This is a genomic window from Streptomyces sp. NPDC041784, assembly GCF_055591025.1.
On record NZ_JBVJAB010000006.1, the window covers coordinates 415,148 to 441,181 of the forward strand.

At 71.5% G+C, this 26,034-nt stretch carries 21 protein-coding genes and 3 tRNA genes; 14 read left to right on the forward strand and 10 right to left on the reverse strand.

Annotated features, from left to right (window positions below):
• The first annotated feature begins 43 nt into the window (after positions 1–43).
• The 4 genes from purD to ACZ6D7_RS16390 all read left to right on the forward strand — a co-directional run bounded on the left by purD (position 44) and on the right by ACZ6D7_RS16390 (position 6,812).
• Positions 44–1,297 carry a phosphoribosylamine--glycine ligase gene (purD, locus tag ACZ6D7_RS16375; RefSeq protein WP_469490664.1) on the forward strand — a complete coding sequence of 418 codons (1,254 nt, stop codon included), beginning with the start codon at positions 44–46 and terminating at the stop codon, positions 1,295–1,297.
• Positions 1,298–1,743: 446 nt separating this feature from the next.
• On the forward strand, positions 1,744–3,792 hold the full coding sequence (locus ACZ6D7_RS16380) for a M48 family metalloprotease (RefSeq protein ID WP_469490788.1): 2,049 nt from the start codon (positions 1,744–1,746) through the stop codon (positions 3,790–3,792).
• A 327-nt stretch (positions 3,793–4,119) separates the two neighbouring features.
• Positions 4,120–5,685, forward strand: coding sequence for a N,N-dimethylformamidase beta subunit family domain-containing protein (locus ACZ6D7_RS16385; RefSeq protein ID WP_469490668.1), 1,566 nt, complete (start codon positions 4,120–4,122; stop codon positions 5,683–5,685).
• 227 nt (positions 5,686–5,912) lie between these two features.
• Positions 5,913–6,812: a phosphoribosylaminoimidazolesuccinocarboxamide synthase gene (locus ACZ6D7_RS16390; protein WP_469490671.1), complete on the forward strand. Its 900-nt coding sequence runs from the start codon at positions 5,913–5,915 to the stop codon at positions 6,810–6,812.
• A gap of 261 nt (positions 6,813–7,073) precedes the next feature.
• On the opposite strand, the gene ACZ6D7_RS16395 is transcribed toward ACZ6D7_RS16390, so the two are convergent.
• The 8 genes from ACZ6D7_RS16395 to ACZ6D7_RS16430 form a co-directional block, all read right to left on the reverse strand.
• Positions 7,074–7,146, reverse strand: a tRNA-Gly gene (locus ACZ6D7_RS16395).
• A 22-nt stretch (positions 7,147–7,168) separates the two neighbouring features.
• On the reverse strand, positions 7,169–7,777 hold the full coding sequence (locus ACZ6D7_RS16400) for a response regulator (RefSeq protein WP_469490674.1): 609 nt from the start codon (positions 7,775–7,777) through the stop codon (positions 7,169–7,171).
• Positions 7,774–9,285 (reverse strand): sensor histidine kinase, encoded by a 1,512-nt coding sequence (locus ACZ6D7_RS16405; protein WP_469490676.1) that lies wholly within the window; start codon positions 9,283–9,285, stop codon positions 7,774–7,776. Before ACZ6D7_RS16405 ends, ACZ6D7_RS16400 begins: the two co-directional genes overlap by 4 nt.
• Before the next feature lie 33 nt (positions 9,286–9,318).
• Complete coding sequence (locus ACZ6D7_RS16410; RefSeq protein WP_469490792.1) at positions 9,319–10,062, reverse strand: ABC transporter permease; 744 nt, start codon at positions 10,060–10,062, stop codon at positions 9,319–9,321.
• Positions 10,063–10,217: 155 nt separating this feature from the next.
• Positions 10,218–11,171: an ABC transporter ATP-binding protein gene (locus ACZ6D7_RS16415; RefSeq protein ID WP_469490679.1), complete on the reverse strand. Its 954-nt coding sequence runs from the start codon at positions 11,169–11,171 to the stop codon at positions 10,218–10,220.
• A gap of 209 nt (positions 11,172–11,380) precedes the next feature.
• Positions 11,381–11,453, reverse strand: a tRNA-Gly gene (locus ACZ6D7_RS16420).
• Between the two features lie 80 nt (positions 11,454–11,533).
• Positions 11,534–11,605 (reverse strand) — tRNA-Gly (locus tag ACZ6D7_RS16425).
• Between the two features lie 151 nt (positions 11,606–11,756).
• A complete protein-coding gene (locus tag ACZ6D7_RS16430) occupies positions 11,757–12,074 on the reverse strand; it encodes a histone-like nucleoid-structuring protein Lsr2 (RefSeq protein WP_469490683.1) in 318 nt (105 codons plus the stop codon).
• 420 nt (positions 12,075–12,494) lie between these two features.
• On the opposite strand from ACZ6D7_RS16430, the gene purS reads away from it, so the two are divergent.
• The 8 genes from purS (at position 12,495) to purM (ending at position 22,109) form a co-directional block, all read left to right on the forward strand.
• A complete protein-coding gene (gene purS, locus ACZ6D7_RS16435) occupies positions 12,495–12,758 on the forward strand; it encodes a phosphoribosylformylglycinamidine synthase subunit PurS (protein WP_015659417.1) in 264 nt (87 codons plus the stop codon).
• Entirely contained in the window at positions 12,755–13,435 is a 681-nt protein-coding gene (gene purQ, locus ACZ6D7_RS16440; RefSeq protein ID WP_469490686.1) for a phosphoribosylformylglycinamidine synthase subunit PurQ, read from the forward strand. The genes purS and purQ overlap by 4 nt, the downstream gene beginning before the upstream one ends.
• Positions 13,432–15,690, forward strand: coding sequence for a phosphoribosylformylglycinamidine synthase subunit PurL (gene purL / locus ACZ6D7_RS16445; protein ID WP_469490690.1), 2,259 nt, complete (start codon positions 13,432–13,434; stop codon positions 15,688–15,690). Before purQ ends, purL begins: the two co-directional genes overlap by 4 nt.
• Positions 15,691–15,883: 193 nt before the next feature.
• Positions 15,884–16,255: an effector-associated constant component EACC1 gene (locus ACZ6D7_RS16450; protein ID WP_469490693.1), complete on the forward strand. Its 372-nt coding sequence runs from the start codon at positions 15,884–15,886 to the stop codon at positions 16,253–16,255.
• On the forward strand, positions 16,252–18,357 hold the full coding sequence (locus ACZ6D7_RS16455) for a caspase, EACC1-associated type (RefSeq protein WP_469490696.1): 2,106 nt from the start codon (positions 16,252–16,254) through the stop codon (positions 18,355–18,357). The genes ACZ6D7_RS16450 and ACZ6D7_RS16455 overlap by 4 nt, the downstream gene beginning before the upstream one ends.
• Before the next feature lie 95 nt (positions 18,358–18,452).
• Entirely contained in the window at positions 18,453–19,250 is a 798-nt protein-coding gene (locus ACZ6D7_RS16460; RefSeq protein ID WP_469490698.1) for a maleylpyruvate isomerase family mycothiol-dependent enzyme, read from the forward strand.
• 220 nt (positions 19,251–19,470) lie between these two features.
• The gene (gene purF, locus ACZ6D7_RS16465) at positions 19,471–20,997 is read left to right on the forward strand and encodes an amidophosphoribosyltransferase (RefSeq protein WP_469490701.1); all 1,527 of its coding nucleotides are present in this window, start codon (positions 19,471–19,473) and stop codon (positions 20,995–20,997) included.
• A 35-nt stretch (positions 20,998–21,032) separates the two neighbouring features.
• Positions 21,033–22,109 carry a phosphoribosylformylglycinamidine cyclo-ligase gene (gene purM / locus ACZ6D7_RS16470; RefSeq protein ID WP_469490704.1) on the forward strand — a complete coding sequence of 359 codons (1,077 nt, stop codon included), beginning with the start codon at positions 21,033–21,035 and terminating at the stop codon, positions 22,107–22,109.
• A 69-nt stretch (positions 22,110–22,178) separates the two neighbouring features.
• Here the strand turns inward: purM and ACZ6D7_RS16475 are convergent, their stop codons facing one another.
• Together ACZ6D7_RS16475 and ACZ6D7_RS16480 are read right to left on the reverse strand one after the other, a co-directional pair.
• Positions 22,179–22,436: a DUF3073 domain-containing protein gene (locus ACZ6D7_RS16475; protein WP_469490706.1), complete on the reverse strand. Its 258-nt coding sequence runs from the start codon at positions 22,434–22,436 to the stop codon at positions 22,179–22,181.
• Positions 22,437–22,747: 311 nt separating this feature from the next.
• Positions 22,748–23,842 (reverse strand): Leu/Phe/Val dehydrogenase, encoded by a 1,095-nt coding sequence (locus ACZ6D7_RS16480; protein ID WP_469490709.1) that lies wholly within the window; start codon positions 23,840–23,842, stop codon positions 22,748–22,750.
• A 222-nt stretch (positions 23,843–24,064) separates the two neighbouring features.
• Here ACZ6D7_RS16480 and ACZ6D7_RS16485 point away from each other — a divergent pair, with 222 nt between their 5' ends.
• A complete protein-coding gene (locus tag ACZ6D7_RS16485) occupies positions 24,065–24,907 on the forward strand; it encodes a DUF8083 family protein (protein WP_469490712.1) in 843 nt (280 codons plus the stop codon).
• Positions 24,908–25,610: 703 nt separating this feature from the next.
• Positions 25,611–25,817: a developmental transcriptional regulator BldC gene (gene bldC / locus ACZ6D7_RS16490; protein ID WP_003949541.1), complete on the forward strand. Its 207-nt coding sequence runs from the start codon at positions 25,611–25,613 to the stop codon at positions 25,815–25,817.
• The last annotated feature ends 217 nt before the right edge of the window (positions 25,818–26,034 follow it).

Consider the following 26,034-nt stretch of genomic DNA (forward strand, 5'->3'; position numbering starts at 1 on the left):
GCCCGCACAAACCCACCCCGCCGCCTGCCGTTAGGCTGACCCCGTGAACGTCCTCGTCATCGGCAGCGGCGCCCGCGAACACGCCCTGTGCCGCTCACTGTCCCTCGACCCCGCTGTGACCGCGCTGCACTGCGCCCCCGGCAACGCCGGCATCGCCGAGGTCGCCGAGCTGCACCAGGTCGACGCCCTGGACGGCAAGGCCGTCACCGCGCTGGCCGTGGAACTCGGCGCCGAGCTGGTCGTCGTAGGCCCGGAGGCGCCGCTGGTCGCCGGGGTCGCCGACGCCGTGCGCGAGGCGGGGATCCCGGTCTTCGGGCCGTCCAAGGAGGCCGCGCAACTGGAGGGCTCCAAGGCGTTCGCGAAGGACGTGATGGCGCGGGCCGGTGTTCCCACCGCCCGCTCCTACGTCTGCACGACCGCCGAGGAGGCCGCCGAGGCCCTCGACGCCTTCGGCGCGCCGTACGTCGTCAAGGACGACGGTCTCGCCGCCGGCAAGGGCGTCGTCGTGACCGATGACCTCGACGCCGCGCTGGCCCACGCTGCCGCCTGTGAGCGCGTGGTCATCGAGGAGTTCCTCGACGGCCCGGAGGTCTCCCTCTTCGCGATCACCGACGGCGAGACGGTCGTCCCGCTCCAGCCCGCCCAGGACTTCAAGCGCGCGCTCGACGGCGACGAGGGTCCGAACACCGGCGGCATGGGCGCGTACTCCCCGCTGCCGTGGGCCGATCCGAAGCTGGTCGAGGAGGTCATGGAGACGGTTCTCCAGCCGACCGTCGACGAGATGCACCGCCGCGGCACCCCGTTCTCCGGCCTGCTGTACGCCGGCCTCGCGATCACCAGCCGGGGCGTGCGGGTCATCGAGTTCAACGCCCGCTTCGGCGACCCCGAGACCCAGGTCGTCCTGGCCCGGCTGAAGACCCCGCTCGCCAGCGTCCTGAACGCCGCCGCCACGGGCAGCCTGGACATCCTCGAGCCGCTGCGCTGGAGCGACGACGCTGCCGTCACCGTGGTCGTCGCCTCGCACAACTACCCCGGCACCCCGCGCACCGGCGACCCGATCACCGGCCTCGACGCGGTGGCCGCGGAGGACGCCCCGCACGCGTACGTGCTGCACGCCGGGACCAGGCAGGACGGCGACGCGGTGGTCAGCGCGGGCGGCCGTGTCCTGTCCGTCACGGCGACCGGCGCGCACCTCACGGAGGCCAGGGAGCGGGCGTACCGGGCGGTCGCTCGCATCCGCCTCGACGGTTCCCAGCACCGTACGGACATCGCCGCGAAGGCGGCGGCGGGCGCGTGACCCGCGCCCGGGGCGGGTCCCACCCGCCCCGGTGAGGCTCCGGTCACGCCCCCTGGCGCTCCCCCTGGCACGCCCCCTGGCGCTCCCCCTGGCACGCCCCTGGCGAGCTCTCGGCACGCCTCGGTGGCACCTCCCCGACACGCCTCTCACCAGGCATTTTCCAGGCCCCGGGCCACCACGGGATTCCGCAAGGGATCCCCTGGGAACCCGGGGCCTGATCGTTGCCGACCGTCATCCACCTTTCCCCTGAGCCATTCCATCGAGTGAGCGCTGCCCCATCCGGCTGACGTGGGCCGGAGCGCCAACTAGGGTGCGGCGCAAGCGTTCCGGCACTTGGCCCACCGGCATTGCGATGTCAGTGGCGGGTGCCACAGTGGGGGAGTGAGCAAGACCGGAAGAGCCAGGAGACCGAGACGGGGAGGGGGTGAGATCCCGACGTGAGCGGTATGGGAGTGGAGGCGGGCGCGCAGGCCGCGCGAGCCCGGGCGCTGGCGGTGCTGCGCATCCGCAGCAGGGCGCTCGCGATCGCCCTGCTGCCCGCGGCGGCCGCCGTGATCCTGCTCGTCGGCGGCTCCACCGGGCACCTCGTGGGCCCGGGGTGGGATGCCGCCCGCGGGGTGGTCTCCGCGGTCGCGCTCGTCGTCCTGCTCGCCGCAGGGGTCGTCGCCCTGGTCGTCGCCCGGTCCCGTCCGGCCGTCAGTCCCACGGTCGCGATCGCCGAGGAGGCGGCCCCCGACCTGTACCGGCTGGTGCGCGACCTCGCCGACCGCCTCGACGTCCCCGCGCCCTCCGCGATAGCCCTCACCCCGGACTGCGACAGCTGGCTGGAGGACCGCACCCACCCGGCCCACGGCCCGCCCGCGCCCCGCTCCGGGGACGAGATAGCGGGCACCGGCTCCGCCCGCCACCTCCACCGTCGTACGGCGACCGCGCCCGTCCTCGTCATCGGCTCGCCGTTCCTGTGGTGGATGCGCGTCGGAGAGCTGCGTGCCGTCCTCGCCCCGGTCGTTGCCGGTACGGGCCCCTCCGCGCACCCGGACATAGCCGCCGCCCGGCGCTTCGTGCGAGGGCTGGACGCCGCGGTGGCCGTCTCCGCCGACCGCGGGCGCTGTCCCGGCGTACGGCTGGCCTGCGCGGGCATCGGCTGGGTCGCGCGACTGATGCTGCGCGGCTGCCAGACGCACGCCTCGGAGATGGAGCGGGGCGTGGCCGCGGCCGCCGCCGAGCGTGCACAGGCTGTGGACTACGGGCTGCGGATCGTCGCGCAGGAGCAGGTGGGCCTGGCGTACGCGGGCTGGGACCGGCTGCTCACGCGCGTGGCGCTGCCCGCCTGGCGGATGGGCCGCTGGCCCTCCCGGCTGGACGCGGGCGTCGTCGCCGCCCTCACCGAACTGTCCCGGCGTGACCGCCTGGCCGAGGGGTTCGCCTCTCGGCTCGGCGAGCGTCCCGCCTGTGACCTGCTGGAAGAGCCCGGCGCCATCGACGAGGCCACGTCCCTGCTCGCCGCCCGCCTCTTCCACGGCGGCCCGGCGGAGTCCGGCCCGGACTGGTCTCCGGTGGGCTGGCAGGAGTATCCGGACGAGGTCGTGGACCGCAAGTGGCGCACCGACGCGGCCCGTCTCCACCGCGTCCTCGACGCCGTCGGCGTCCGCCGTACCCCCGGCCCCACGGCGCCCCACCCCGGCCCCACCCCCGACCCCACGATCCACGCCTCCGCCGGCCCCACCCTGGCCCGCGTCCTCGACCACCTGACGCCCCCGCCCGGCCCCGGCTCCGCCCCCACCCACGCGCCCGAGACCCCGGCCGAGCACCCTGACGGTTACGGCGGCGCGGGCCTCGCCAGACACCGTGACGGTTACGACGAGGCAGCCCGCGCCGGACTCCACGAGGGCTACGACGACACAGCCCGCGCCGGCCACCCCGACGGTTACGACGACGAAGCCCCCGCCGGGCACCCGGACGAACACGACCGCGACCACGAACACGACCGCGACGGGGACCACGACCGCGACGGCGCCCACGTCCACGGCCACGGCCATGCCCACGCCTCCTACGGCCACGCCGACGAAGACGACTCCCTCCCCGCCTCCAACCCCCGCAGCACCGACCTGGCCACCCGACTCGGCGCGGAGCTGGCCCGCGAGGAGGAGGCGGCGGCCACGCCCTCCGCCCCCGCCGCCGGAGGCCAGAGCCCCGACGGCTCCCTGTGGGACAACGGCGGGCTCCCGCTCTTCCCCCTCCAGCCCCCGCGCACCGACCGTGAACTCCTCGCCGATCACGTCACGGCGATGGTCTGCTGCGCGGCGATGGACACCGTCGGCGCGACCCCCGGACTCGACTGGCTCGACGGCCCGACGCTTCTTGTCGACGGCGTGCGCGTGGCCGACCTCGCGCCCCGCGTTCTCAGCCTCGTCGAGGACGGCGACGCGGCCCCGCTCCGCGCCTGGCTCGTCAAGCTGGGGATACGCCCGGAAAAGCCGGTCCGCCTCGGCTGAGACCGCCCGCCGTCGCTCCTGCCGTAACGGAGAACCTGGTTCCACTTTCGGCCAATTCGCAACGAATAGTGACTGTCTGCGCGCGTTATGTGATGTGCTGGGACCGATAGCGCCCATGGCAAGCGCTCGCGACATAAGACAACGCGCCCGAAGGCAACGCGCCCGAAGGCAACGCGACCCAAGACAGCACAACAGAAGCGCGACCCGACACAGCGCGACAGAAGACGACGCGACCGAAGTCGAACCGCGCACGCCGACCACGTGTGCGGGCCGCGGGCAGTGTGTCCGCACGCAACCACCGACGGGGGCCCGAGGGAGGGGAGCACCATGGCACCGGGACCGGAGCACGTTCGCCGATGGGAATCGGGAGCACTCGCCCACGCCGTGACGGACCCCTTCGGCCAGGGTCCCGTCCCCTGGCTGCGCGGCAGCGAGACGTACTTCGACGCCACCGGGCAGGTCGTCCCCTGGTACGTCGACCAGGCCCCGGCGCCGACCCGGACCCAGGGACCGGCCCAGGGGTCTGCCCAGGGAGCGGCCCAGGCGCGGCACCGGGCCGAGGCCGCGCCCCGCGTCCCCGGCCCCCGCACCGCGTCCGGGCCCGGCGGCCCCCGCTCCGCCGACGACGTCCGGCGTCAGATCAAGGGCTTCATCTCCACCGGCGCGGTCACCCCCGGCGAGGCCGCCGACTTCCACATCACGGTCGACCCGCCCCAGGAATTCAGCGTCGACATCTACCGGATCGGCCACTACGACGGTGACGGCGCCGCCAAGATCACCACCAGCCCGCGGCTCCCCGGCATCGTCCAGCCCCCGCCGCTGACCGCCGACCGCACGGTCTCCTGCCACCACTGGTGGCTCTCCTGGCGCCTTCAGGTCCCCTCGTACTGGAGCGCGGGCGCGTACGTCGCCGTCCTCACCACCGCCGACGGCTACCGCTCCCACATCCCCTTCACGGTCCGCGACGACCACCCCGCCGACCTGCTGGTGGTGCTCCCCGACGTCACCTGGCAGGCCTACAACCTCTACCCCGAGGACGGCCGCACCGGCGCCAGCCTCTACCACGCCTGGGACGAACACGGCCGGCTGCTCGGCGAGGCCGACGCCGCGACCACGGTCTCCTTCGACCGGCCGTACGCGGGCGCCGGCCTGCCGCTGCACGTCGGCCACGCCTACGACTTCATCCGCTGGGCCGAGCGCTACGGCTACGACCTCGCCTACGCCGACGCCCGCGATCTGCACGCCGGCCAGGTCGACCCCACCCGCTACCGAGGCCTGGTCTTCCCCGGCCACGACGAGTACTGGTCGCAGGCCATGCGCCGCACCGCCGAACTCGCCCGCGACAGCGGCACCTCGCTGGTCTTCCTCTCCGCCAACACCATGTACTGGCAGGTGGAGTTGGGGCCATCGCCGTCCGGCGTCCCCAGTCGGCTGTTGACCTGCCGCAAACGCAAGGGCCCCGGCAAACCCGTCCTCTGGCGCGAGATCGACCGCGCCGAGCAGCAACTGGTCGGCATCCAGTACGCGGGCCGGGTCCCCGAGCCGCACCCCCTCATCGTCCGCAACGCGGACCACTGGCTGTGGGAGGCGACCGGGGCGCACGAGGGCGAGGGCATCGAGGGCATGGTCGCGGGCGAGGCCGACCGCTACTTCCCGCGCACCGCGCTCCCACCCCACGAGGAACGCATCCTCCTCGCCCACTCCCCGTACACCGACGCCGACGGTGCCCCGCGCCACCAGGAGACGTCCCTCTACCGGGCCCCCTCCGGCGCCCTGGTCTTCGCCACCGGCACCTTCGCCTGGTCCCCGGCCCTGGACCGCCCCGGCCATGTGGACCCCCGCGTCCAGCGCGCCACGGCCAACCTCCTTGACCGCATCTGCAAGCGGGACTGAGACCCGTCCTCCTGCCGCGACCGGCATTCGTTCCTGTGCCGCCGCCCGCCGCCCGCCGCCTGCCGCCTGCCGCCTGCCGCCCGCCGCCTGCCGCCTGCCGCCTGCCGCCTGCCGCCGGCCGCCTGCCGCGCCCGAACCCCGTCCCCGCTGCGGCCGACCCTCTGTCCTCGATCAATCCCGATGTACGGGACAATCAAGCCACTAGGACAGAACCACGGGGAGGAACCGTGTCCGGATTCGTAGAAAAGCCCGAGCCCCTCGAGGTGCCGGGCCTGGTGCATCTGCACACCGGCAAGGTGCGCGAGCTGTACCAGAACGAGGCGGGCGACCTCGTGATGGTCGCCAGCGACCGAACGTCCGCGTACGACTGGGTGCTGCCGACCGAGATCCCCGACAAGGGCCGCATCCTCACCCAGCTCTCCCTGTGGTGGTTCGACCAGCTCGCCGACCTGGTCCCCCACCACGTCCTGAGCACCGAACCGCCCGCCGGCGCCCCCGCCGACTGGCAGGGCCGCACGCTGGTCTGCAAGTCGCTGAAGATGGTCCCGGTCGAGTGCGTGGCCCGCGGCTACCTCACCGGCTCCGGCCTCGCCGAGTACCAGGAGTCCCGCACGGTCTGCGGCCTCGCCCTCCCCGAGGGCCTGGTCGACGGCAGCGAACTCCCCGCCCCGATCTTCACCCCGGCCACCAAGGCCGCCGTCGGCGAGCACGACGAGAACGTCTCCTACGAGGAGGTCGCCCGCCAGGTCGGCGCCGAGACCGCCGCCCAGCTCCGCCAGGCCACCCTCGCCGTCTACGGCCGCGCCCGCGACGTCGCCCGCGACCGGGGCATCATCCTCGCCGACACCAAGTTCGAGTTCGGCTACGAGGGCGAGACCCTGGTGATCGCCGACGAGGTCCTCACCCCGGACTCCTCCCGCTTCTGGCCGGCCGACCAATGGCAGCCGGGCCGCGCCCAGGCCTCCTTCGACAAGCAGTTCGTCCGCGACTGGCTGACCTCCGCCGAGTCCGGCTGGGACCGCGCGAGCGAGCAGCCCCCGCCGCCGCTGCCGGAGCGGATCGTCGACGCGACCCGCGCGAAGTACGTCGAGGCGTACGAGCGTCTGACGGGCACGACCTGGGCCTGACACCCCGACGCGCCGGCCCCCGACGCGCCGGCCCCCGACGCGCCGGCCCCCGACGCGCCAGCCCACGACGCGCCAGCCCACGACGCGCCAGCCCACGACGCGCCAGCCCCCGGGAAACCGGGGGCACCCGCGGCACTCGAGGCACCCTGGACACCCGAGACACTCGGGTCGCTCACGCCACTCGGAAGGAACCCGAACGGGCATCCGCGGACATGGCGACACGAAAAGACCCCGGTCCGATGGACCGGGGTCTGATTCCCGAGCGGACGACGAGGCTCGAACTCGCGACCTCAACCTTGGCAAGGTTGCGCTCTACCAACTGAGCTACGTCCGCATGCGCCGTGGCGCGAGGCCAACTATACCCAACCCCGCTCGCGGGCGAGACGCACCGCCGCGTGACGATTCTCCGCCCCGAGCTTGGTCGCGGCCGACGAGAGATAGTTCCGCACGGTCCCCGGCGACAGCGCGGCCCGCTCGGCGATCTCCGTGACCGGCGCCCCGTCGGCGGAGAGTTCGAGCACCTCGGCCTCGCGCGAGGTCAGCGGAGAGTCCCCGGCGGCGATCGCGTCCGCCGCCAACTCCGGGTCGACGTACCGGTTCCCCGCGTGCACGGTCCGGATGATCTCCGCGAGCCGCTGTGCGCTCACCGTTTTCTGGACGAACCCCCGCACACCCGTCGCGAGCGCCCGCTTGAGGTGCCCCGGCCGGCCGTGACTGGTGACGATCAGCACCTGGCAGCCGGGCAGTTCGGCGCGCAGGGATGTGGCGACCTTCACACCGTCCCCGCCCGGCATCTGGAGATCGAGGACGGCCACGTCGGGTTGGTGGGCCCGCGCCATCGCCAGCGCCTCCATCCCGGTGGCCGCCTCGGCGACGATCACCAGGTCGTCCTCCAGGGAGAGCAGCGCGGCCAGCGCACCCCGGATGAGGTGCTCGTCGTCGGCGAGCAGCACCCGCACCGTCATGAAGTGACCTCTCTCACAGCTTCCTTTCCTGCCCTTTCGCGGACAGCTTCCGCTCCCTTTCCCACAGTTCCCTTCCCGCTCAGCGGCACCTCGGCCACCACCCGGAACATGCCCGCCCCGGCGAACCCGGCCTCCAGCGTCCCGTCCACCTGCCGCAGCCGCTCCCGCAGCCCGGCCAGCCCCGTTCCGCCCGAGGAAACCGACCCACGAGCGCCCGCCGCCCCACCGACACCCGACGAACCACCAGCGCCCGACGATCCATCGACACCCACCGATTCACCGGAGCCCGATTCACGGGAGCCCGCCGACTCTCCAGAGCCCGCCGATCCGCCCGCGCTCCCCATGCGCCCCCCGCTCCCCTTACGCCCGGCACCCCCGGTGCGCCCGGCACCCCCCATTCGCCCGGCACCCCCGGCGACCGGCTCCGCGCCGTCGTTCTCCACGGTCAGCACCACCCGCCCCTCGGTCACCCGCAGCCCCACGGAACACCGCCCCGCGTCCCCGTGCCGCAGCACGTTGGTGGTCGTCTCGCGCACCACCCAGCCGAGCGCCGACTGCACTCCGGCGGGCAGCCCCTCGGCCTCCCCGCGCACCTCGCAGACGATCCCGGCCGCCGTCAGCACGCCCTGCGCTCCGGCGAGTTCGACGCCCAGGTCGGCTTCCCGGTAGCCCCGGACGACCTCGCGCACCTCCCGCTGGGACTCCTGCGCTATGCGCTGCACCTCGATCATCTGCTCGACGGCTTCTGGCCGGCCGCGCCGGGCTAGCTGCACGGCCAGCTCGCTCTTCAGGGCTATCACCGCGAGGTTGCGCCCCATCACGTCGTGCAGGTCCCGCCCGAACCGCAGCCGCTCCTCGGCGACGGCGAGCCGGGCCTCGATCTCACCGGCCCGCTCCGCCTCCCACAGCACCGCCAGGTTCCAGGCGCCGCAGCGGCAGGCGAACAGGGAGAAGCCCGCCCCGAAGACGGTCATGAGACCGACTATGAGGATCCCGGCCGGATCCGGGTCCGCCCAGCCGAACAGGGCCATGAGCACCACCGCGAGCACGACGGACCGGAGCACGAAGACCCGTACGGGGGGCATGACTCCGTAGAGCATCCCGAAGGGCAGCAGTACCGCTCCTATCGAGAGTCTGACGGTGGCCGGGTCGGCGGCGTCCAGCACGGCGAGCAGCAGCGTCAGGCTCAGGCCGACGGCGAGCAGGGCCCCCGAAGGGACCAGGGCACGCGGCGGGAGTTCGGCGCGTCGCAGATAGTGGTCGAGGGCGGGCCGGGTGAGCCGGTTCGCCTCGACGCACTGGGACGCGGAAACCAGCAGGAGCAGACAGCCGACGGCCATCGGCACGGGCCGCCGCTCCAGCTCGCCCAGCAGGGGCAGCGCGAGCCAGGCCAGGGAGAAGAACCACGTCGTGAAGTACCAGGTGCCCAGCGTCTGCAGCTCGACCCGCTGGGCCTTGCTGCGGTCCTTCCAGTGGCGCCGCTGCCACCCCCGAATGCGCCCCAACATCCTGCCCCCCTGACGTCGCGTTCCCCGGCGTGGTCAGCGCCGCGGCTCCCACCGGAACCACCGTCGTACAGCAAACACCGCCAGCACGGTCCAGGCCAGCGCGGTGGCTGTGGCACCCAGGGCCTCGTACGCCGAGAGGTCACCGGTCCAGCCGCCGCGGATCAGGGCGACGACCGGGGACAGCGGCAGCAGTTCGCAGACGGAGGCGAGCCGGTCGGGCAGCAGCTCCAGAGGGACGGTGACCCCGGAACCGATCATCGAGACCAGGACCATCGGCATCGTGGTGATCTGGGCGCTCTCCACCGTGCGCGTCAGCGTCGCGGTGACCGCCGCCAGCGCCGCGCAGATCGCCAGTCCCGACAGCAGTCCGATCACGGCGAGCTGGGGCGCCTTGGGTGCCGGTACGTCGAGCAGGACCGTACAGCCCGCCACCAGCACGAGGGACTGCATCAGCGCGGTGGCGAGGACCGGCAGCGCCGATCCGGCGAGGATCTCGCCGTCCCGCAGCTCGCCGGTGCGCAGCCGCTTCAGCACCAGCTCCTCGCGCCGGGCGGTGTAGATGGCGGCCAGCGCCGAGTACACCGCGAACAGCAGGGAGAAGCCGACCGCGGCGCTCAGCATGACGACCCCGGTGGTGAGCCCGGCGTCCTCGACGCCCATGCCCTCGACCGTCGGCGCCAGGCTGGCCGGCAGCACCAGGGGCAGCAGCACGGCCGTGACGAGAGTGCTCTTGCTGCGGCCGAGCAGGGTCAGCTCGGCGCGGGCCAGGGCGGCCATACGGCTCGCCGGGGTCGTCACCGAGCGCACCGGACCCACCGGCCGCACCGTGCCCTTGACCACGGCCCCACTCGCGCCCCCGCCGAAACCTCCGTTCATGCCCCCTCTCGCGCCCTTGCCGATACCCCCGTTCACGCCCCCACTCGTGCCCCCGCTCATGCCGCCACCGCCGCGTCCGCCGCTTCCTCCGACGCCTCCCGGGCTATCCCCAGGAACGCCTCCTCCAGTGAGGCCGACCGCACGTCCAACCCGTGCAGTTCGACCCCGGCCCGCTCGGCCCACACCAGCAGCCCGGTGGCCGCCCGCTGAAGCTCATGGGTACGCAGCCGGACGAGCCGGCCCTCCATCTCGTGTGCGGACACGCCGAGTTCGGCCAGGGGCGGCAGATCGCCGACGAAGTAGCCCTCGGGCAGCCGGAAGGTGATCCGGGAGGGCTGCGCGGCGGTCACCTCGGCGGGTGTCCCGGTGGCCGCGATGCGTCCCTTGTGGAGGATGGCCAGCCCGTCGGCGAGGTGCTCGGCCTCCTCCAGGTAGTGCGTGGTCAGCAGCACCGTCGTACCGGAGTCGCGCAGGGCGCGGACCAGGTCCCAGGTATCGCGGCGGCCCTCGGCGTCCAGGCCGGTCGTCGGCTCGTCCAGGAACAGCACTTCGGGGTCGCCGAGCAGGGCGAGTGCCAGGTCGAGGCGCCGCCGCTCACCGCCGGACAGCTGCTTGACCCGGACGCGGGCCCGCCCGGTGAGCCCCACCAGGGCCAGCGCCTCGTCGACCGGGCGGGCGCCGCTGACGCATCCGGCCCACATCCGCGCCGTCTCGGCGACGGTCAGCTCGGAGGGGAAGCCGCCCTCCTGGAGCATCACGCCGGTGCGCGGCCGGACGGTGGCCCGGTCGGCGTGCGGGTCGTGGCCGAGGACGCGGATGCGTCCGCCGTCGGGCCGGGCGAGGCCCTCCAACAGCTCGACGGTCGATGTCTTGCCGGCGCCGTTGGTGCCGAGCAGCGCGAAGATTTCACCGCGGCCGACGTGGAAGGAGATTCCACGGACCGCTTCGAACCCGCCCCCGTACACACGCCGGAGGTCGGTGACCTCAATCACGTGTTCATTCGTGTCCATGCCTCAAGGCTCCCCGCGGACGGAGGCTCGCGGCAGTGCGAGGTGTCACCACTCCCCATGACAAATGTCAGAAGGCCACCGGACATCGGACCCCGAGCCCACCGACCAAAGACGCCAAGCACCCTGCACCCTGCGCGCAGCACACAACACACAGCACGCAGCACGCACACGAAAAGACCCCGGTCCAATGGACCGGGGTCTGATTCCCGAGCGGACGACGAGGCTCGAACTCGCGACCTCAACCTTGGCAAGGTTGCGCTCTACCAACTGAGCTACGTCCGCATTGCCTCCGACCGGCTTTCACCGATCGGCGCGAGCACCAGCCTACCTGATCCACATGCGTGGTCGGGACGGCGGTGCAGAGCGGGTGACAGGGATCGCACACTGCGCCTTCCCCCTGGAAGGGGGATGTTCTGCTACTGAACTACACCCGCGTGGCCTCCGTGAGCTGGGCTTTTCGGCCCCGCCCGGCGGCGTGCTCCAGACATTAGCCGACCATGTGGGGGGTAGCGCAAGTCGGTTGTCCTCGGGGTCCGCTGACGGGCCCCGAGGACGCCGGGCGGCGCGGCTCATGCGCGCCACGGCTCACTGCGCGTCGGCGAACGCCTCGTAGACCTTCTTGGGGATGCGGCCGCGCGCGGGGACCTCCATCTTGTTGGCCTGGGCCCAGGCGCGGACGGCCGCCGGGTCGGGCGCGACCTCCGTCTGCTTGTACGCCTTGCCGGACCTCGACCGCTTGCGGCCGGCCTCCACGTAAGGCTCGAGCGCCTTGCGCAGTTTCTTGGCATTGGCTTCATTGAGGTCGATCTCGTACGACTTGCCGTCGAGCCCGAAGGCGATCGTTTCCGCCGCTTCCGAGCCGTCGATGTCGTCAAAGAGAGTGACCACGACCTTCTGCGCCACGAATATCGGTCCCTTCGTGCGACAGCTCTGCGATGACGTGCCAAGACGTCACGGAGATGTCGACTGTCAGCCAGTTATGGGGCAAAGTATCGGCTATTGCCAATTCATTTGTACAGTGCCCGGCAATCGAATGTGAAGCCCGACTAAATCTGCCTGCGTGTCCCAAGAATCAAGGGGGAGCGCCGGCGACTTCGATTGAGGGTGGTGGTGGGAGACGGGTGGGCGCAATAGGGGGCACCGGTGCACCCCGGATCTTTCCCTGAATTTTTCGCGAAGGCACTGGTCCGATACCTGATCGTGATGGCGCTCACGTAGTTTCCTACAACTCTACCCGCGTAGAAATTTTGTACGGGTAGTCTGAAGACACCTGCTGGAGACACCACCAGGAACCTGCTCAGCACCACACCACCGGGAGTGCCAGTGGCACGCGTCGTAGTCGACGTCATGCTCAAGCCGGAGATCCTCGACCCCCAGGGCCAGGCGGTGCAGCGCGCACTGCCGCGGCTGGGTTTCGAAGGCATCTCCGACGTACGTCAGGGAAAGCGATTCGAACTGGAAGTTGACGGGCCGGTCGACGAGGCCGCCCTCGCCCGCATCCACGATCTTGCGGAATCCTTCCTCGCCAACACCGTGATCGAGGACTTCACCGTCAAGGTGGAGGAAGTCGCGGAGGCCGCGAAGTGACCGCTCGTATTGGCGTCGTCACTTTCCCGGGCAGCCTCGACGACCGGGACACCCAGCGAGCGATCCGGCTCGCGGGTGCGGAACCGGTCGCTCTCTGGCACAAGGACAAGAACCTCCACCAGGTCGACGCCGTCGTCCTCCCCGGCGGTTTCTCCTATGGCGACTATCTGCGGGCCGGCGCCATCTCGCGCTTCTCGCCCGTGATGGAGACCGTCATCGAGCAGGCGAAGGCCGGGCTGCCGGTTCTCGGTATCTGCAACGGCTTCCAGATCCTCACCGAGGCGCACCTGCTGCCCGGCGGGATGCTCGGCAACGACCACCTCCACTTCATCTGCCGCGACCAGAAGCTGCGGGTGGAGAACGCGGACACCGCCTGGACCGCCGACTACACGGCCGGCCAGGAGATCCACATCCCGCTGAAGAACATGGACGGCCGGTACGTCGCCGACGCGTACACGCTCGACAAGCTGGAGGCAGAGGGCCGGGTCGTCTTCCGCTACCTGGACTTCAACCCCAACGGCAGCCTCCGTGACATCGCCGGCGTCACCAACGAGGCCGGCAACGTCGTAGGCCTCATGCCGCACCCGGAGCACGCCGTCGAGCCGCTCATCGGGTCGGGCCGTACCGACGGCCTGCCGTTCTTCACCTCGATCCTCAAGAAGCTGGTCAACGCATGAGCCGGACGCCTCTGGACACGGTCGAGCACGCGGCCGCGACCCCCGACGTCGAGCTGCCCTGGGCCGAACTCGGTCTGAAGAAGGACGAGTACGAGCGGGTCGTGGAGATCCTCGGCCGCCGGCCCACCGGTGCCGAGCTCGCCATGTACTCGGTCATGTGGTCCGAGCACTGCTCCTACAAGTCGTCGAAGGTGCACCTGCGCCAGTTCGGCGAGAAGGCCCCGCAGTCCGACGCCCTCCTCGTCGGCATCGGCGAGAACGCCGGTGTCGTCGACGTCGGCCAGGGCTACGCGGTCACCTTCAAGGTCGAGTCGCACAACCACCCGTCGTACGTCGAGCCCTACCAGGGCGCGGCCACGGGTGTCGGCGGCATCGTCCGCGACATCATCGCGATGGGCGCCCGGCCGGTGGCGGTCGTCGACCCGCTCCGCTTCGGTGCGGCCGACCACCCCGACACCAAGCGGGTGCTCCCCGGCGTCGTCGCCGGCATCGGCGGCTACGGCAACTGCCTGGGCCTGCCGAACATCGGCGGCGAGGTCGTCTTCGACTCCTGCTACCAGGGAAACCCGCTGGTCAACGCCGGTGCCATCGGCGTCATGCGGCACGAGGACATCCACCTCGCGAAGGCCTCTGGCGCGGGCAACAAGGTCATCCTGTACGGCGCCCGCACGGGCGGCGACGGCATCGGCGGCGCCTCGATCCTCGCGTCCGAGACCTTCGACGACGCCAAGCCGTCGAAGCGCCCGGCCGTCCAGGTCGGCGACCCCTTCCAGGAGAAGCTCCTCATCGAGTGCACCCTGGAGGCCTTCAAGGAGAAGCTGGTCGTCGGCATCCAGGACCTCGGCGCCGCCGGTCTGTCCTGCGCCACGTCCGAGCTGGCCTCCAACGGCTCCGGCGGCATGCGCGTGACGCTGGACGACGTACCGCTGCGCGACTCCACGCTCTCGCCCGAGGAGATCCTCATGAGCGAGTCGCAGGAACGCATGTGCGCGGTCGTGGAGCCGGAGAAGGTCGACCGGTTCCTGGAGATCTGCGACAAGTGGGACGTCATCGCCACCGTCATCGGCGAGGTGACCGACGGCGACCGCCTGGAGATCTTCTGGCACGGCGGCAAGATCGTCGACGTCGACCCGCGCACGGTCGCCCACGACGGCCCCGTCTACGAGCGCCCCTACGCCCGCCCGGACTGGCAGGACGCCCTCCAGGCCGACGACGCGAACCGCCTGCCGCGCCCGCAGTCGAGTGACGAGCTGAAGGACCAGGTCCTGAAGCTGGTGGCCTCGCCGAACCAGGCGTCGAAGAAGTGGATCACGTCCCAGTACGACCACTTCGTGCAGGGCAACACCGTCCTCGCCCAGCCCGAGGACTCCGGCATGATCCGGATCGACGAGGAGTCCGGCCTCGGCGTCGCCATCGCGACCGACGGCAACGGCCGGTACGCCAAGCTCGACCCGTACCACGGCGCCCAGCTGGCCCTCGCCGAGGCGTACCGCAACGTCGCCACGACCGGCGCCAAGCCGCTCGCCGTCTCCGACTGCCTGAACTTCGGCTCGCCCGAGGACCCGGCCGTCATGTGGCAGTTCGCCGAGGCCGTCCGCGGTCTCGCCGACGCCTGCCTCCAGCTCGGCACCCCGGTGACCGGCGGCAACGTCTCGCTCTACAACCAGACGGGCGAGGTGGCCATCCACCCGACCCCGGTGGTCGCCGTCCTCGGCGTGATCGACGACGTGACCCGCCGTACGCCGGTCGCCTTCCAGGAGGAGGGCCAACTGCTCTACCTCCTCGGCGACACGCGTGAGGAGTTCGGCGGCTCGGCCTGGTCGCAGGTCGTCCACGACCACCTCGGCGGCCTGCCCCCGAAGGTCGACCTGGAGCGCGAGCGCCTGCTGGCCGAGATCCTGATCTCCGCCTCCCGCGATGGCATGATCGACTCCGCGCACGACCTGTCCGACGGCGGTCTGATCCAGGCGGTCGTCGAGTCGGCGCTGCTCGGCGGCAAGGGCGCGCGTCTCGTCGTACCGGACGGGCTCGACGCGTTCACCTTCCTCCTCTCCGAGTCCGCCGGGCGCGCCGTCGTGGCGATCCCGCGCTCGGAGGAGGTCCGCTTCAACGACATGTGCGGCGCCCGGGGTCTCCCGGTCACCCGCATCGGCGTCGTCGACGGTGACACCGTGGACGTCCAGGGCGAGTTCGCGCTCACCCTGGAGGAGCTGCGCACCGCGCACGAGGCGACGATCCCGGCACTGCTCGCATAACCGGTCGTACGACGACGAAGGCCCCGCCCGTTGACGGCGGGGCCTTCGCCGTGTCCGAGGGGCCGGACGACAAGGCGTCCGGTATCCGTCCTCAGGGTGCTCGACTCGCCAACGCACCCGGTGGGAGGGGCAGTTGTGTCAGTCTGAGAGCCGCACGGGCACGCGGCGGCGCGTGGGCACGAGGAGTGGGCGGATGAAGATCAGGTTCCAGGCGTCCGGACCCGACGGGGAAGAGGAACTCGGGTCCCTGTTCGACTGGTTCACGGACGACAGATCGCTGCGCGGGCACGTCCAGGTGGAACGGATCGCCCACGACGCCCCGGGGCGGATGGGGCCCGGTCTGGAGGCGGTGCTGACGGTGCTGTCCACGGCCGCCGGGGTGGCCCAGCTCCCGCTGTCCTATCTGGCGTGGCGCCACGCGCGCAGGCCCCGGCCCCCGATCGTCCTCACCGTCGTCGGCGGGGACCCCGCCGAGGTGGAGGACCTGCGGCGCAGGCTCCTGGGCGAGACCGGGGAGGACGGCGCCCACGGGGCGGACGGAGAGGACGGGGAGGGCAGGGCGTGACCGCGACCGTACCGGGCCAGGGCGGGGGCCCGGGCAGGGGCGAGAGCGCGGGCTCGGGCTCGGGAAGGGGCTCGGCCTCGGGTGCGGCCCCGGACGCCGCCGGTGAGAACCTCACCCGGATCGACCCCCTCCGGTCGGCCTGTGTGCTGATCGGTGTGGACGACTACGCGTCCCTCGACCCGCTGCGCAGCGTCCGCCACAACCTCGTCGAGCTGCGGGACGCGCTCACGAAGGAGGAGATCTGGGGCATCCCCGAGGACCGGGTCATCACGGTCGCCAACCCCCGCGCCCCGGCCGATCTGGTCGGGCCGATCCGGGAGGCGGCCTGGCGCGCCGAGGACACGCTGATCGTCTACTACGCGGGCCACGGGCTGCTCGACCGGCACGAGCGGCAGCTCCTGCTCACCCTGCCCGACTCGGTCGAGGGCCAGCCGGACACCTGTGTCCGCTCCCGTGACGTACGCCTCGCCATCCGCGACACGGGCACCGCGATGCGCAGGGTGCTGATCCTCGACTGCTGCTTCAGCGGGCAGGTGCTGAACGAGATGGCCGGCACCGACCGCGGCACGCAGGGCGGCGCCGCCGCGGTGCAGACGCTGGACGGCGTCCAGGGCTCGTACGTGATGACCTCCGCCCCGCGCGACCGGCCCTCGCACGCCCCCAACCCCCGGCGCTGCACGGTCTTCACCGGCGCCCTGGTGGACGTCATGAACCAGGGGCTGAAGGACGGGCCGGACATGCTGGGGCTGCACGCCCTGTTCCAGGCCGTCAAGGAACGCATCACGGCCATGCGGCCGACGATGCCGCAGGAGCCGCAGGACGAGGACCGCAACGGCGTCGGCAGGCTGGACTTCGTCCGCAACCGGGCGGTGGCACCCCCGCCCGCCCCACCCGCCTCGTCCTCACCGCAGCTCCCGGCCGACCTGCCGCGCCGGTCCCGCCTGCGCACCCTGGTGTGGTCGCTGACCGCCGGGGCGGTGGGCCTCGCCCTCGGGCTCGGCGTGGCACCGGCTCGCGACTGGTGGGACGACGCCCACCCCGCGGCCGCCACCGGCGACTGCGGGACGCCGGCCCGACCCGATGCGCCCCGGGCGGTCCTGCTCGACCACTCCGACGCCCTGAACAAGACGGACGTCGACTACGAGGACATCGAGGGCATCTCGTCCCTCGCCCTCCTCTCCCCCCAGGGGCAGGAAGTCAGGGCCCTCGCGCTCGCCGACAACTCCCCGGGCCGTGTCTTCCCCCTCGTCCTCGGCACCGCCTTCGACCTGCGGCCGGTCGCCGGGACCGCGGACACCCTGCGCCGGGCGAACGGCGAGGGCTTTCCCGAGTGGTACGACGGGGAGGCCCTGGTGGTCGAGAAGGGCGGCCGGACGATGCTGATCGGCTCCGAGACCGGCCCGGCCATCCGGCGGTTCGACACGGCCTCCGGCCGCCAGATCGGCGAGGACCTCCCCATCCCGAAGGACCTGCGGTACTGGCCCCAGGGCTGGGCCCAGATCGGCCGCAGCATCGAGTCCCTCGCCCTCTCCCCGGACGGCCGTCACCTCTACGCGGGCTGGGAGTCGCCGCTGGCCAAGGACGGCGACACCCGGGGCCGGGGCATCATCCGCATCCAGCGCTACACGGGCAAGCCCGGCGGCACCTACACCCCGGACGCCCAGTACGCGTATCTCGCCGGCGACGGCATGAACCTGGTCGAGCTGGTCGCCGTCGACGACTCGGGCGGCCTGCTCGCCCTGGAGCGCCAGTACACGGCCGGCCTCGGTACGGCGGTCCGGGTCGTCCAGCTGTCCCTGAACGGGGCACGGGACGTGACCGAGGACGACTCGCTCTACGGCCTGCCCGCGGACGTCTTCGCCAAGGGCGAGCCCGTGTTCAGCCTGGTCGACTGCCCCGCGGGCGGCCCCGGAGTGGTCGCCACCCCCGGCTCCGCGCAGCTCAACCCGCTGATCGACAACGTGGAGGGCATGGCCCTCGGCGCCCCCTGGCCCACCGGCCGCTACCAGGGCTGGCGCCCCCTGTACCTGATCTCCGACGACAACAGCAGCCCCGATCAGATCACCCGCCTGTACTCGTTCGCGGTGCGCCTGACGCTCTGACGCTGTGACGGGGGACGTGGGACGTGGTGGGGGATGCGGTCGCCGGCCCGGAAACTCCCCCGGACACCCCACCGTCCGCGACTAGGCTCACCGCCATGCCCCCGGCCAAGAAGCGCACCCGTACCTACGACCCCGTCAGGACCCGGACGGCCGTGCTGGCCCAGTTGCGGAGCGTGCGGACGGCGGTGGCCGGCCTCGCGCCCGAGCAGCTGGCGCTGCCGACGCGGCTCGGGGAGTGGACCGTACGCGAACTGGTCGCGCACATCGGGATGGCGGTCACCGCGGTGCACCGGGCGCTCGACCTGTCGGAGCCCGCGCGGCAGGACGCCGTGCTGCTGGACTGGCCCTTCGCCACCGTGGCCAGCGCTTCGGCCATCGACGACTTCACCCGGGATCTCACCGACCGGCACCCTGATCTCGACGCCTACCTCGCCGACATCGAGCGGAGCCTGCCCGAGCTGCTCGACGCCCACCCCGCAGGCCGGCTGCTCCAGACCAACGCCGGTGCCCTGCCCCTGGCCGACTACCTCGTCACGCGTACCGTCGAACTGGCCGTCCACACCGACGACCTCAACGCCGCCGTCCCCGGTCTGGATGTCCCGATCGACCGGCAGGCCCTCGCCGCCGCCACCCGGCTGCTCGCCGACGCGCTCGCCGCCAAGGCACCCGGAGGTGCGACGGAGGTGCGCGTTCCGCCGTACGCCGTCGTGCAGTGTGTGGAGGGACCGCGGCACACCCGCGGCACCCCGCCGAACGTCGTCGAGACCGACCCGCTGACCTGGCTGCGTCTCGCGACCGGGCGGCTGACCTGGAAAGAGGCCCTCGCGCAGGCCAAGGTCAGCGCGAGCGGCGAGCGGGCGGACCTGGGAGCGCTCCTGCCGCTGATGTCCTGACCGAGCGGGACCGAATGATGTGCGACACCTCACTCATGCATACGGAACGCGACCGCGGACGGCTGCCCCGGCCACTCGAAGGATCACCGTCGGAACCTCATTCAGGCCATCTGACCTGCGAAAATCAGTCGATCATGGATATGTCCACCGAACGATGATCCAGTTACCCGCAGGTATCCCCAATTCGGACCAGTGGTCGATCTCGCCTACACTCGGAGCCGTGCCACGTGGTGACGGTCGACTCAGTCATGATCTGCTCCCCGGCGAGAAGGGCCCCCAGGACGCTTGCGGCGTCTTCGGAGTCTGGGCTCCCGGCGAAGAGGTCGCCAAGCTCACTTACTTCGGGCTGTACGCCCTCCAGCATCGGGGCCAGGAATCCGCGGGAATCGCGGTCAGCAACGGCTCCCAGATCCTCGTCTTCAAGGACATGGGCCTCGTGTCCCAGGTCTTCGACGAGACCTCGCTCGGTTCGCTCCAGGGTCATATCGCGGTCGGACACGCCCGCTACTCGACCACCGGCGCCTCCGTGTGGGAGAACGCCCAGCCGACGTTCCGCGCCACCGCGCACGGCTCGATCGCGCTCGGGCACAACGGCAACCTCGTCAACACCGCCCAGCTCGCCGAGATGGTCGCCGACCTGCCCAAGCAGGAAGGCCGCACCCCGCGCGTCGCGGCGACCAACGACACCGACCTGCTCACCGCGCTCCTCGCGGCCCAGGTCGATTCGGACGGCAAGCCGCTGACCATCGAGGAGGCCGCGCACTCGATCCTCCCGCAGGTCAGAGGCGCCTTCTCGCTCGTCTTCATGGACGAGCACACGCTCTACGCCGCCCGTGACCCGCAGGGCATCCGCCCGCTGGTCCTCGGCCGCCTGGAGCGCGGCTGGGTGGTCGCCTCCGAGTCCGCCGCCCTCGACATCTGCGGCGCCGCCTACGTCCGCGAGATCGAGCCGGGCGAGTTCATCGCCATCGACGAGAACGGCCTGCGCACCTCCCGATTCGCGGACGCGAAGCCCAAGGGCTGTGTCTTCGAGTACGTGTACCTGGCCCGCCCCGACACCGACATCGCCGGCCGGAACGTGTACCTCTCCCGCGTGGAGATGGGCCGCAAACTGGCCAAGGAAGCGCCCGTCGACGCCGACCTGGTCATAGCGACCCCGGAGTCCGGCACCCCGGCCGCCATCGGTTACGCGGAGGCGAGCGGCATCCCGTTCGGCGCCGGCCTCGTCAAGAACGCCTACGTCGGCCGGACGTTCATCCAGCCCTCGCAGACCATCCGCCAGCTCGGCATCCGCCTGAAGCTGAACCCGCTCAAGGAAGTCATCAAGGGCAAGCGCCTGGTCGTCGTCGACGACTCGATCGTGCGCGGCAACACCCAGCGGGCCCTGGTCCGCATGCTCCGCGAGGCCGGCGCCGCCGAGGTCCACATCCGGATCTCCTCGCCGCCCGTGAAGTGGCCCTGCTTCTTCGGCATCGACTTCGCCACCCGCGCCGAGCTGATCGCCAACGGCATGACCATCGACGAGATCGGCACCTCACTGGGCGCCGACTCCCTGGCGTACATCTCCCTCGACGGCATGATCGAGGCGACCACCATCGCCAAGCCGAACCTCTGCCGCGCCTGCTTCGACGGCGAGTACCCGATGGAACTCCCGGACCCGGAGCTGCTCGGCAAGCAGCTCCTGGAGACCGAGCTGGCAGCCGGTCCGGCCGCCACGGCCGCGGCCGACGCGATCCGTCGCCCGTAAGCCCCGCCGTACGACACGAAAGTTCTCACAAAGCCATGTCTGAGACTCCGATTGCCGAGGGCGGCGCCAGCTACGCAGCCGCGGGCGTCGACATCGAGGCGGGCGACCGCGCCGTCGAGCTGATGAAGGAGTGGGTGAAGAAGACGCAGCGCCCCGAGGTCCTCGGCGGCCTCGGCGGCTTCGCCGGCCTCTTCGACGCCTCCGCCCTCAAGAACTACGAGCGCCCGCTGCTCGCCTCCGCCACGGACGGCGTGGGCACGAAGGTCGACATCGCCCGCCAGCTCGGCGTGTACGACACCATCGGCCACGACCTGGTCGCGATGGTCATGGACGACATCGTGGTGTGCGGCGCCGAGCCGCTGTTCATGACCGACTACATCTGCGTCGGCAAGGTCCACCCCGAGCGGGTCGCCGCCATCGTCAAGGGCATCGCCGAAGGCTGTGTGCTGGCCGGCTGCGCCCTGGTCGGCGGCGAGACGGCCGAACACCCGGGCCTGCTGGGCGCGGACGACTTCGACGTCGCCGGCGCCGGTACGGGCGTCGTGGAGGCCGACCGGCTGCTGGGCGCGGATCGTATCCGTACGGGTGACACGGTGATCGCCATGGCGGCCTCCGGCCTTCACTCGAACGGATACTCCCTGGTCCGGCACGTCCTGCTGAACCAGGCCGGCCTCTCCCTCGACGCGCGGATCGACGACCTCGGCCGCACCCTCGGCGAGGAGCTGCTGGAGCCCACCAAGATCTACTCGCTGGACTGCCTGGCCCTGACCCGTACGACGGACGTGCACGCCTTCTCGCACATCACCGGCGGCGGACTCGCGGCCAACCTGGCCCGCGTCATCCCCGACGGCCTGCACGCGATCGTCGACCGCTCCACCTGGACCCCGGCCCCGATCTTCGACCTGGTCGGCAGGACCGGGAACGTGGAGCGGCTGGAGCTGGAGAAGACCCTGAACATGGGCGTCGGCATGATGGCGATCGTGCCGGAGGAGTCGACGGACGTGGCCCTGGCCACCCTCGCCGACCGCGGCGTCGAGGCCTGGGTCGCCGGTGAGATCACCGAGCGCGGCGAGCACCCGACCGGCGCGGAGCTGGTGGGCGACTACGCCTGAGACCGTGCGGGCAGCACAAGACCCGGTCGGTGACCGAAGTCACCGACCGGGTGGGTGCTCAAAGCAAGGTCAAGCGCCGCGACGGTGTTGTTGCGAGGAGTCCTCGCCGTCGTCCTCGTCGTCGTCCCCGTACAGCTCGGCGTACCGTGCGTACGGGTCGTCGTCTTGCTCATCGTCATCGTCCTCGAACGGTTCACCATTCGGCGGAATGTTCGATGGCGATGCGCCCAGCTCTTCGGCCAGGCGTGAGAGATCCGTCCCGCCGCTGTTGTACTTCAGCTGGCGGGCGACCTTCGCTTGCTTGGCCTTGGCCCGGCCGCGCCCCATGGCTCGACCCCCTCAACGACGGGGCTCGACGGCCCCAGGTTGACACGCGTTCATGATCCAGGACGGTCTCTCCTCGGAGAGCCCGTCGTAGGGCTCCCACGGTACCTGAGCCCACGCCCGTACGGTACGTCGCCCGTAGCACGCGCGTGTGCGCAGAACCTTTGAGGCGCCCCGTCCTCGCTGGTCAGTGGCGATTTTAACCACTTATCGGCGGACGACCCGCCGGGAAGAGTGAGAGTTCTCTCTAACTTTCCACCCGGCGGTACCGCCGAAACACCCGGGACGCTCCTGGACGGACCCGTCCCGGAACCTCACCGCCCGCGCGCGCGGGCGGCCTCGTGCATGCGCTGCTCGGCGATCCGGTCGGCCGCGGCGGCCGGCGGAATCCCGTCCTCCTTCGCACGTGCGAAGATCGCGAGGGTGGTGTCGAAGATTCCCGACGCCTTCGCCTTGCACCGCTCGAAGTCGAACCCGTGCAGCTCGTCGGCGACCTGGATGACACCGCCGGCGTTCACCACGTAGTCCGGCGCGTAGAGGATCCCGCGGTCGGCGAGGTCCTTCTCCACACCCGGGTGGGCGAGCTGGTTGTTGGCCGCGCCGCAGACGACCCGGGCGGTCAGCGCCGGGACCGACGCGTCGTTCAGCGCACCGCCCAGCGCGCAGGGCGCGTAGATGTCGAGCCCCTCGACCCGGATCAGCGCCTCGGTGTCGGCGACCGCCGTGACCCCCTCCGGATACCGGTCCAGGATCCGGCGCACGGCGTCCTCGCGGACGTCCGTGACGACGACCTCGGCGCCCTCGCCGCGCAGGTGCTCCACCAGGTGGTGGCCGACCTTGCCGACGCCGGCGACGCCGACCCGGCGACCGCGCAGCGTCGGGTCGCCCCACAGGTGCTGGGCGGAGGCCCGCATGCCCTGGTAGACGCCGAAGGCGGTGAGCACCGACGAGTCGCCGGCGCCGCCGTTCTCGGGGGACCGCCCGGTCGTCCAGCGGCACTCGCGCGCCACGACGTCCATGTCGGCGACATACGTGCCGACGTCGCAGGCGGTCACGTACCGCCCGCCGAGCGAGGCCACGAAACGGCCGTAGGCCAGCAGCAGCTGTTCGGTCTTGATCACTTCGGGGTCACCGATGATCACGGCCTTACCGCCGCCGTGGTCGAGCCCGGCCATGGCGTTCTTGTACGACATCCCGCGCGCGAGGTTCAGGGCGTCGGCGACGGCCTCCTCCTCGGTCGCGTACGGGTAGAAGCGGGTACCGCCGAGCGCGGGGCCCAGAGCGGTGGAGTGGAGGGCGATGACGGCCTTCAGGCCGCTGTCGCGGTCCTGGCAGAGCACGACCTGCTCGTGACCCCCCTGATCCGAGTGGAAGAGGGTGTGCAGGACGCCGTTGGAAACGTCGGTCACTGTGGTGACTCCCGGGTAACTCGCGGCGGTCGGGACAAGGGCTCCCGTACGGGTGGCGGGGCCTGTGGGATGAGCGTAGAGCCTGCACAGCCCGGCGGCGGCGCACTGGTCGGGATCACCTCCGCACGGCGTACTGCCGTGCGACGATTCGGATGGTTTTCCCGTGTCCGCGGGCACGGGTTCCGCAGGTTTCCCGGTCGGCCCAGGGGGGAGGGAGCAGGCGTGCCCAAGGTGTCCTCGGTGATCGTTCCGTACGCGTCCTATCTGCGTGTGTACGAGCCGCTGGCCGCTTTCCCGGAGCCCGAGCGCACCCACTGGGCGCGCTACGCCCGCCGCCCCGAGCACCCCTCCTACCAGGACGAACTGCGCCGCTCGCTGGCCGACCTGCTGCCCACGCCGCCGGTGCCCGTGCCGGTGCACGAGAGCGCCGACGCGTTCGTGCTCGACGTGGACGGTGTGCTGTGCGTGTGCCCCTGGCGGACCCGGCTGCGCGGCTGGCAGGCCCTGGCCGAGCTGGACGACGAACTGCCCCGGCCGGTCCTGGAGGCGGTGCTCCCCGAGGTCGTGCGCCGGCAGGCCGCCCAGGACTACGAGCGCTGGCGGGAGCGCAACCCCGACGCCCGGCCCTGGATCCGCACGGCGACCTGGCAGGTGCCGCTGAGCTGGTTCGTCCTCGTCTCCGACGAGGAGCGGACGTACGAGAAGGGGACCGCGGAGCTGGCGCCCGTGCTGCGCTACCGCACCCCGATGGTGCAGGCGCGGCGGCGGGTGGCCCGGGGGCTGCGGGCGCTCAAGGACGCCATGGACGAGGGGCCGCTGATCGACGGCCTGCTGGACGTGGGGCGCTGGCTGGAGGAGTTCCATCCGCGTTCGCTGGTGGAACTGGACTACGGCGGTCTGGTCCATGCCGTGCCGGCCGGTGATCTCGAGGACGACCACTCGGCGAAGGACGTGGCGGACGGGATCGCCGCGCTGCGCCGCGGCGACGGCGCGGCGGCGGGCGAGGCGTACGCGCGGCTGGCGGAGCGGTGGCGATCGGTCCGGGACCGGCGGTCGGCGAACTGACGAGATCGGCCGACTGGCGACGGTCGGCCGACGGCCAACGGGCGGCGATCGGCCGACGCCGACTGCCGGAAGACGGCCGACGGCGACGCACAGACAGCACACAGACAGCGCACAGACAGCGCACAGACGGCGTGCGAATGGCAGACGGCTGACGGTGTGACAGACGCGACAGGAGCTCCAGGAGTGACCTGCGTCACGGACGAAATGGTTCGAACAGCGTACGGTCAGCGCCACTTCACGGAACTGACGGGACGTAGGTCCCGATCCGGGCTTATGTCGCAAGGGTGATGGACCGCACGTACACGGCCCTTGCGTCGCTTGCCCCTCCTCGTGCCAAAATAGGACAAGGAGTCCGGGGAGGACTCCGTCCGCCTACTTATGCTCCATGGTGGGGGGAATCTTCGGTATTGCACTGCTTTGGGGGGTCTGGTGACTCCTGAGCGCCCCTGTGACTGATCGTCACAGGAGCGTGACTGTCCGCTATGGCATGGTCCATCGGCTTCCGTCGCCGATGAACACCTGGGGGGCAATTCCATCGGTTTGGCCGACGCGGCTGGACAGATGGTGTAGTTGTAGTGCCGAGGACAAGCCGTTCGTCCTATAACCGACTCGACTCGCGTCCGCCATTTCGGGCAACGCGGGTCAAGGTGCAGAATTTAGAGGAAAGAACCGAGAAGGTTCGGTTCTCCCGAGGAGGCCGCTCATGACCGCTCGCACCCCTGATGCTGAGCCGCTGCTGACCCCGGCTGAGGTCGCCACCATGTTCCGTGTGGACCCGAAGACGGTCACGCGGTGGGCGAAGGCCGGCAAGCTCACGTCGATCCGTACGCTCGGCGGACATCGCCGATACCGCGAGGCCGAGGTCCGCGCCCTGCTGGCGGGTATTCCGCAGCAGCGCAGCGAGGCCTGAACAACTGAATAACCGGGCGAAACGTCAGGTCCCCCAACCTGTCGGGACGTCCGAACCCTGGCCACGAGCGACGCGGGTCTGCCCCAACAGGCCCGTCGTTCACAGGGAGCGTCGTCGATCGCGCTGGACTCCGCCGGGTCCAGCGCGATCTTTTTTGTGCGTCCAGGGCCGCTTGCGAAGCCGTATCAGGTGGCTCTGTGAGCGGGCTTGTCGGAGT

Bases quoted from the DNA above. Each gene is read 5' to 3' on its own strand.
- ACZ6D7_RS16380 (WP_469490788.1), top strand. From the start codon at position 1,744: ATGGGAGTGGAGGCGGGCGCGCAGGCCGCGCGAGCCCGGGCGCTGGCG.
- ACZ6D7_RS16385 (WP_469490668.1), top strand. From the start codon at position 4,120: ATGGCACCGGGACCGGAGCACGTTCGCCGATGGGAATCGGGAGCACTC.
- ACZ6D7_RS16400 (WP_469490674.1), bottom strand. From the start codon at position 7,777: ATGACGGTGCGGGTGCTGCTCGCCGACGACGAGCACCTCATCCGGGGT.
- ACZ6D7_RS16405 (WP_469490676.1), bottom strand. From the start codon at position 9,285: ATGTTGGGGCGCATTCGGGGGTGGCAGCGGCGCCACTGGAAGGACCGC.
- ACZ6D7_RS16410 (WP_469490792.1), bottom strand. From the start codon at position 10,062: ATGGCCGCCCTGGCCCGCGCCGAGCTGACCCTGCTCGGCCGCAGCAAG.
- ACZ6D7_RS16415 (WP_469490679.1), bottom strand. From the start codon at position 11,171: ATGGACACGAATGAACACGTGATTGAGGTCACCGACCTCCGGCGTGTG.
- purL (WP_469490690.1), top strand. From the start codon at position 13,432: ATGAGCCGGACGCCTCTGGACACGGTCGAGCACGCGGCCGCGACCCCC.
- ACZ6D7_RS16450 (WP_469490693.1), top strand. From the start codon at position 15,884: ATGAAGATCAGGTTCCAGGCGTCCGGACCCGACGGGGAAGAGGAACTC.
- ACZ6D7_RS16460 (WP_469490698.1), top strand. From the start codon at position 18,453: ATGCCCCCGGCCAAGAAGCGCACCCGTACCTACGACCCCGTCAGGACC.
- purM (WP_469490704.1), top strand. From the start codon at position 21,033: ATGTCTGAGACTCCGATTGCCGAGGGCGGCGCCAGCTACGCAGCCGCG.
- ACZ6D7_RS16475 (WP_469490706.1), bottom strand. From the start codon at position 22,436: ATGGGGCGCGGCCGGGCCAAGGCCAAGCAAGCGAAGGTCGCCCGCCAG.
- bldC (WP_003949541.1), top strand. From the start codon at position 25,611: ATGACCGCTCGCACCCCTGATGCTGAGCCGCTGCTGACCCCGGCTGAG.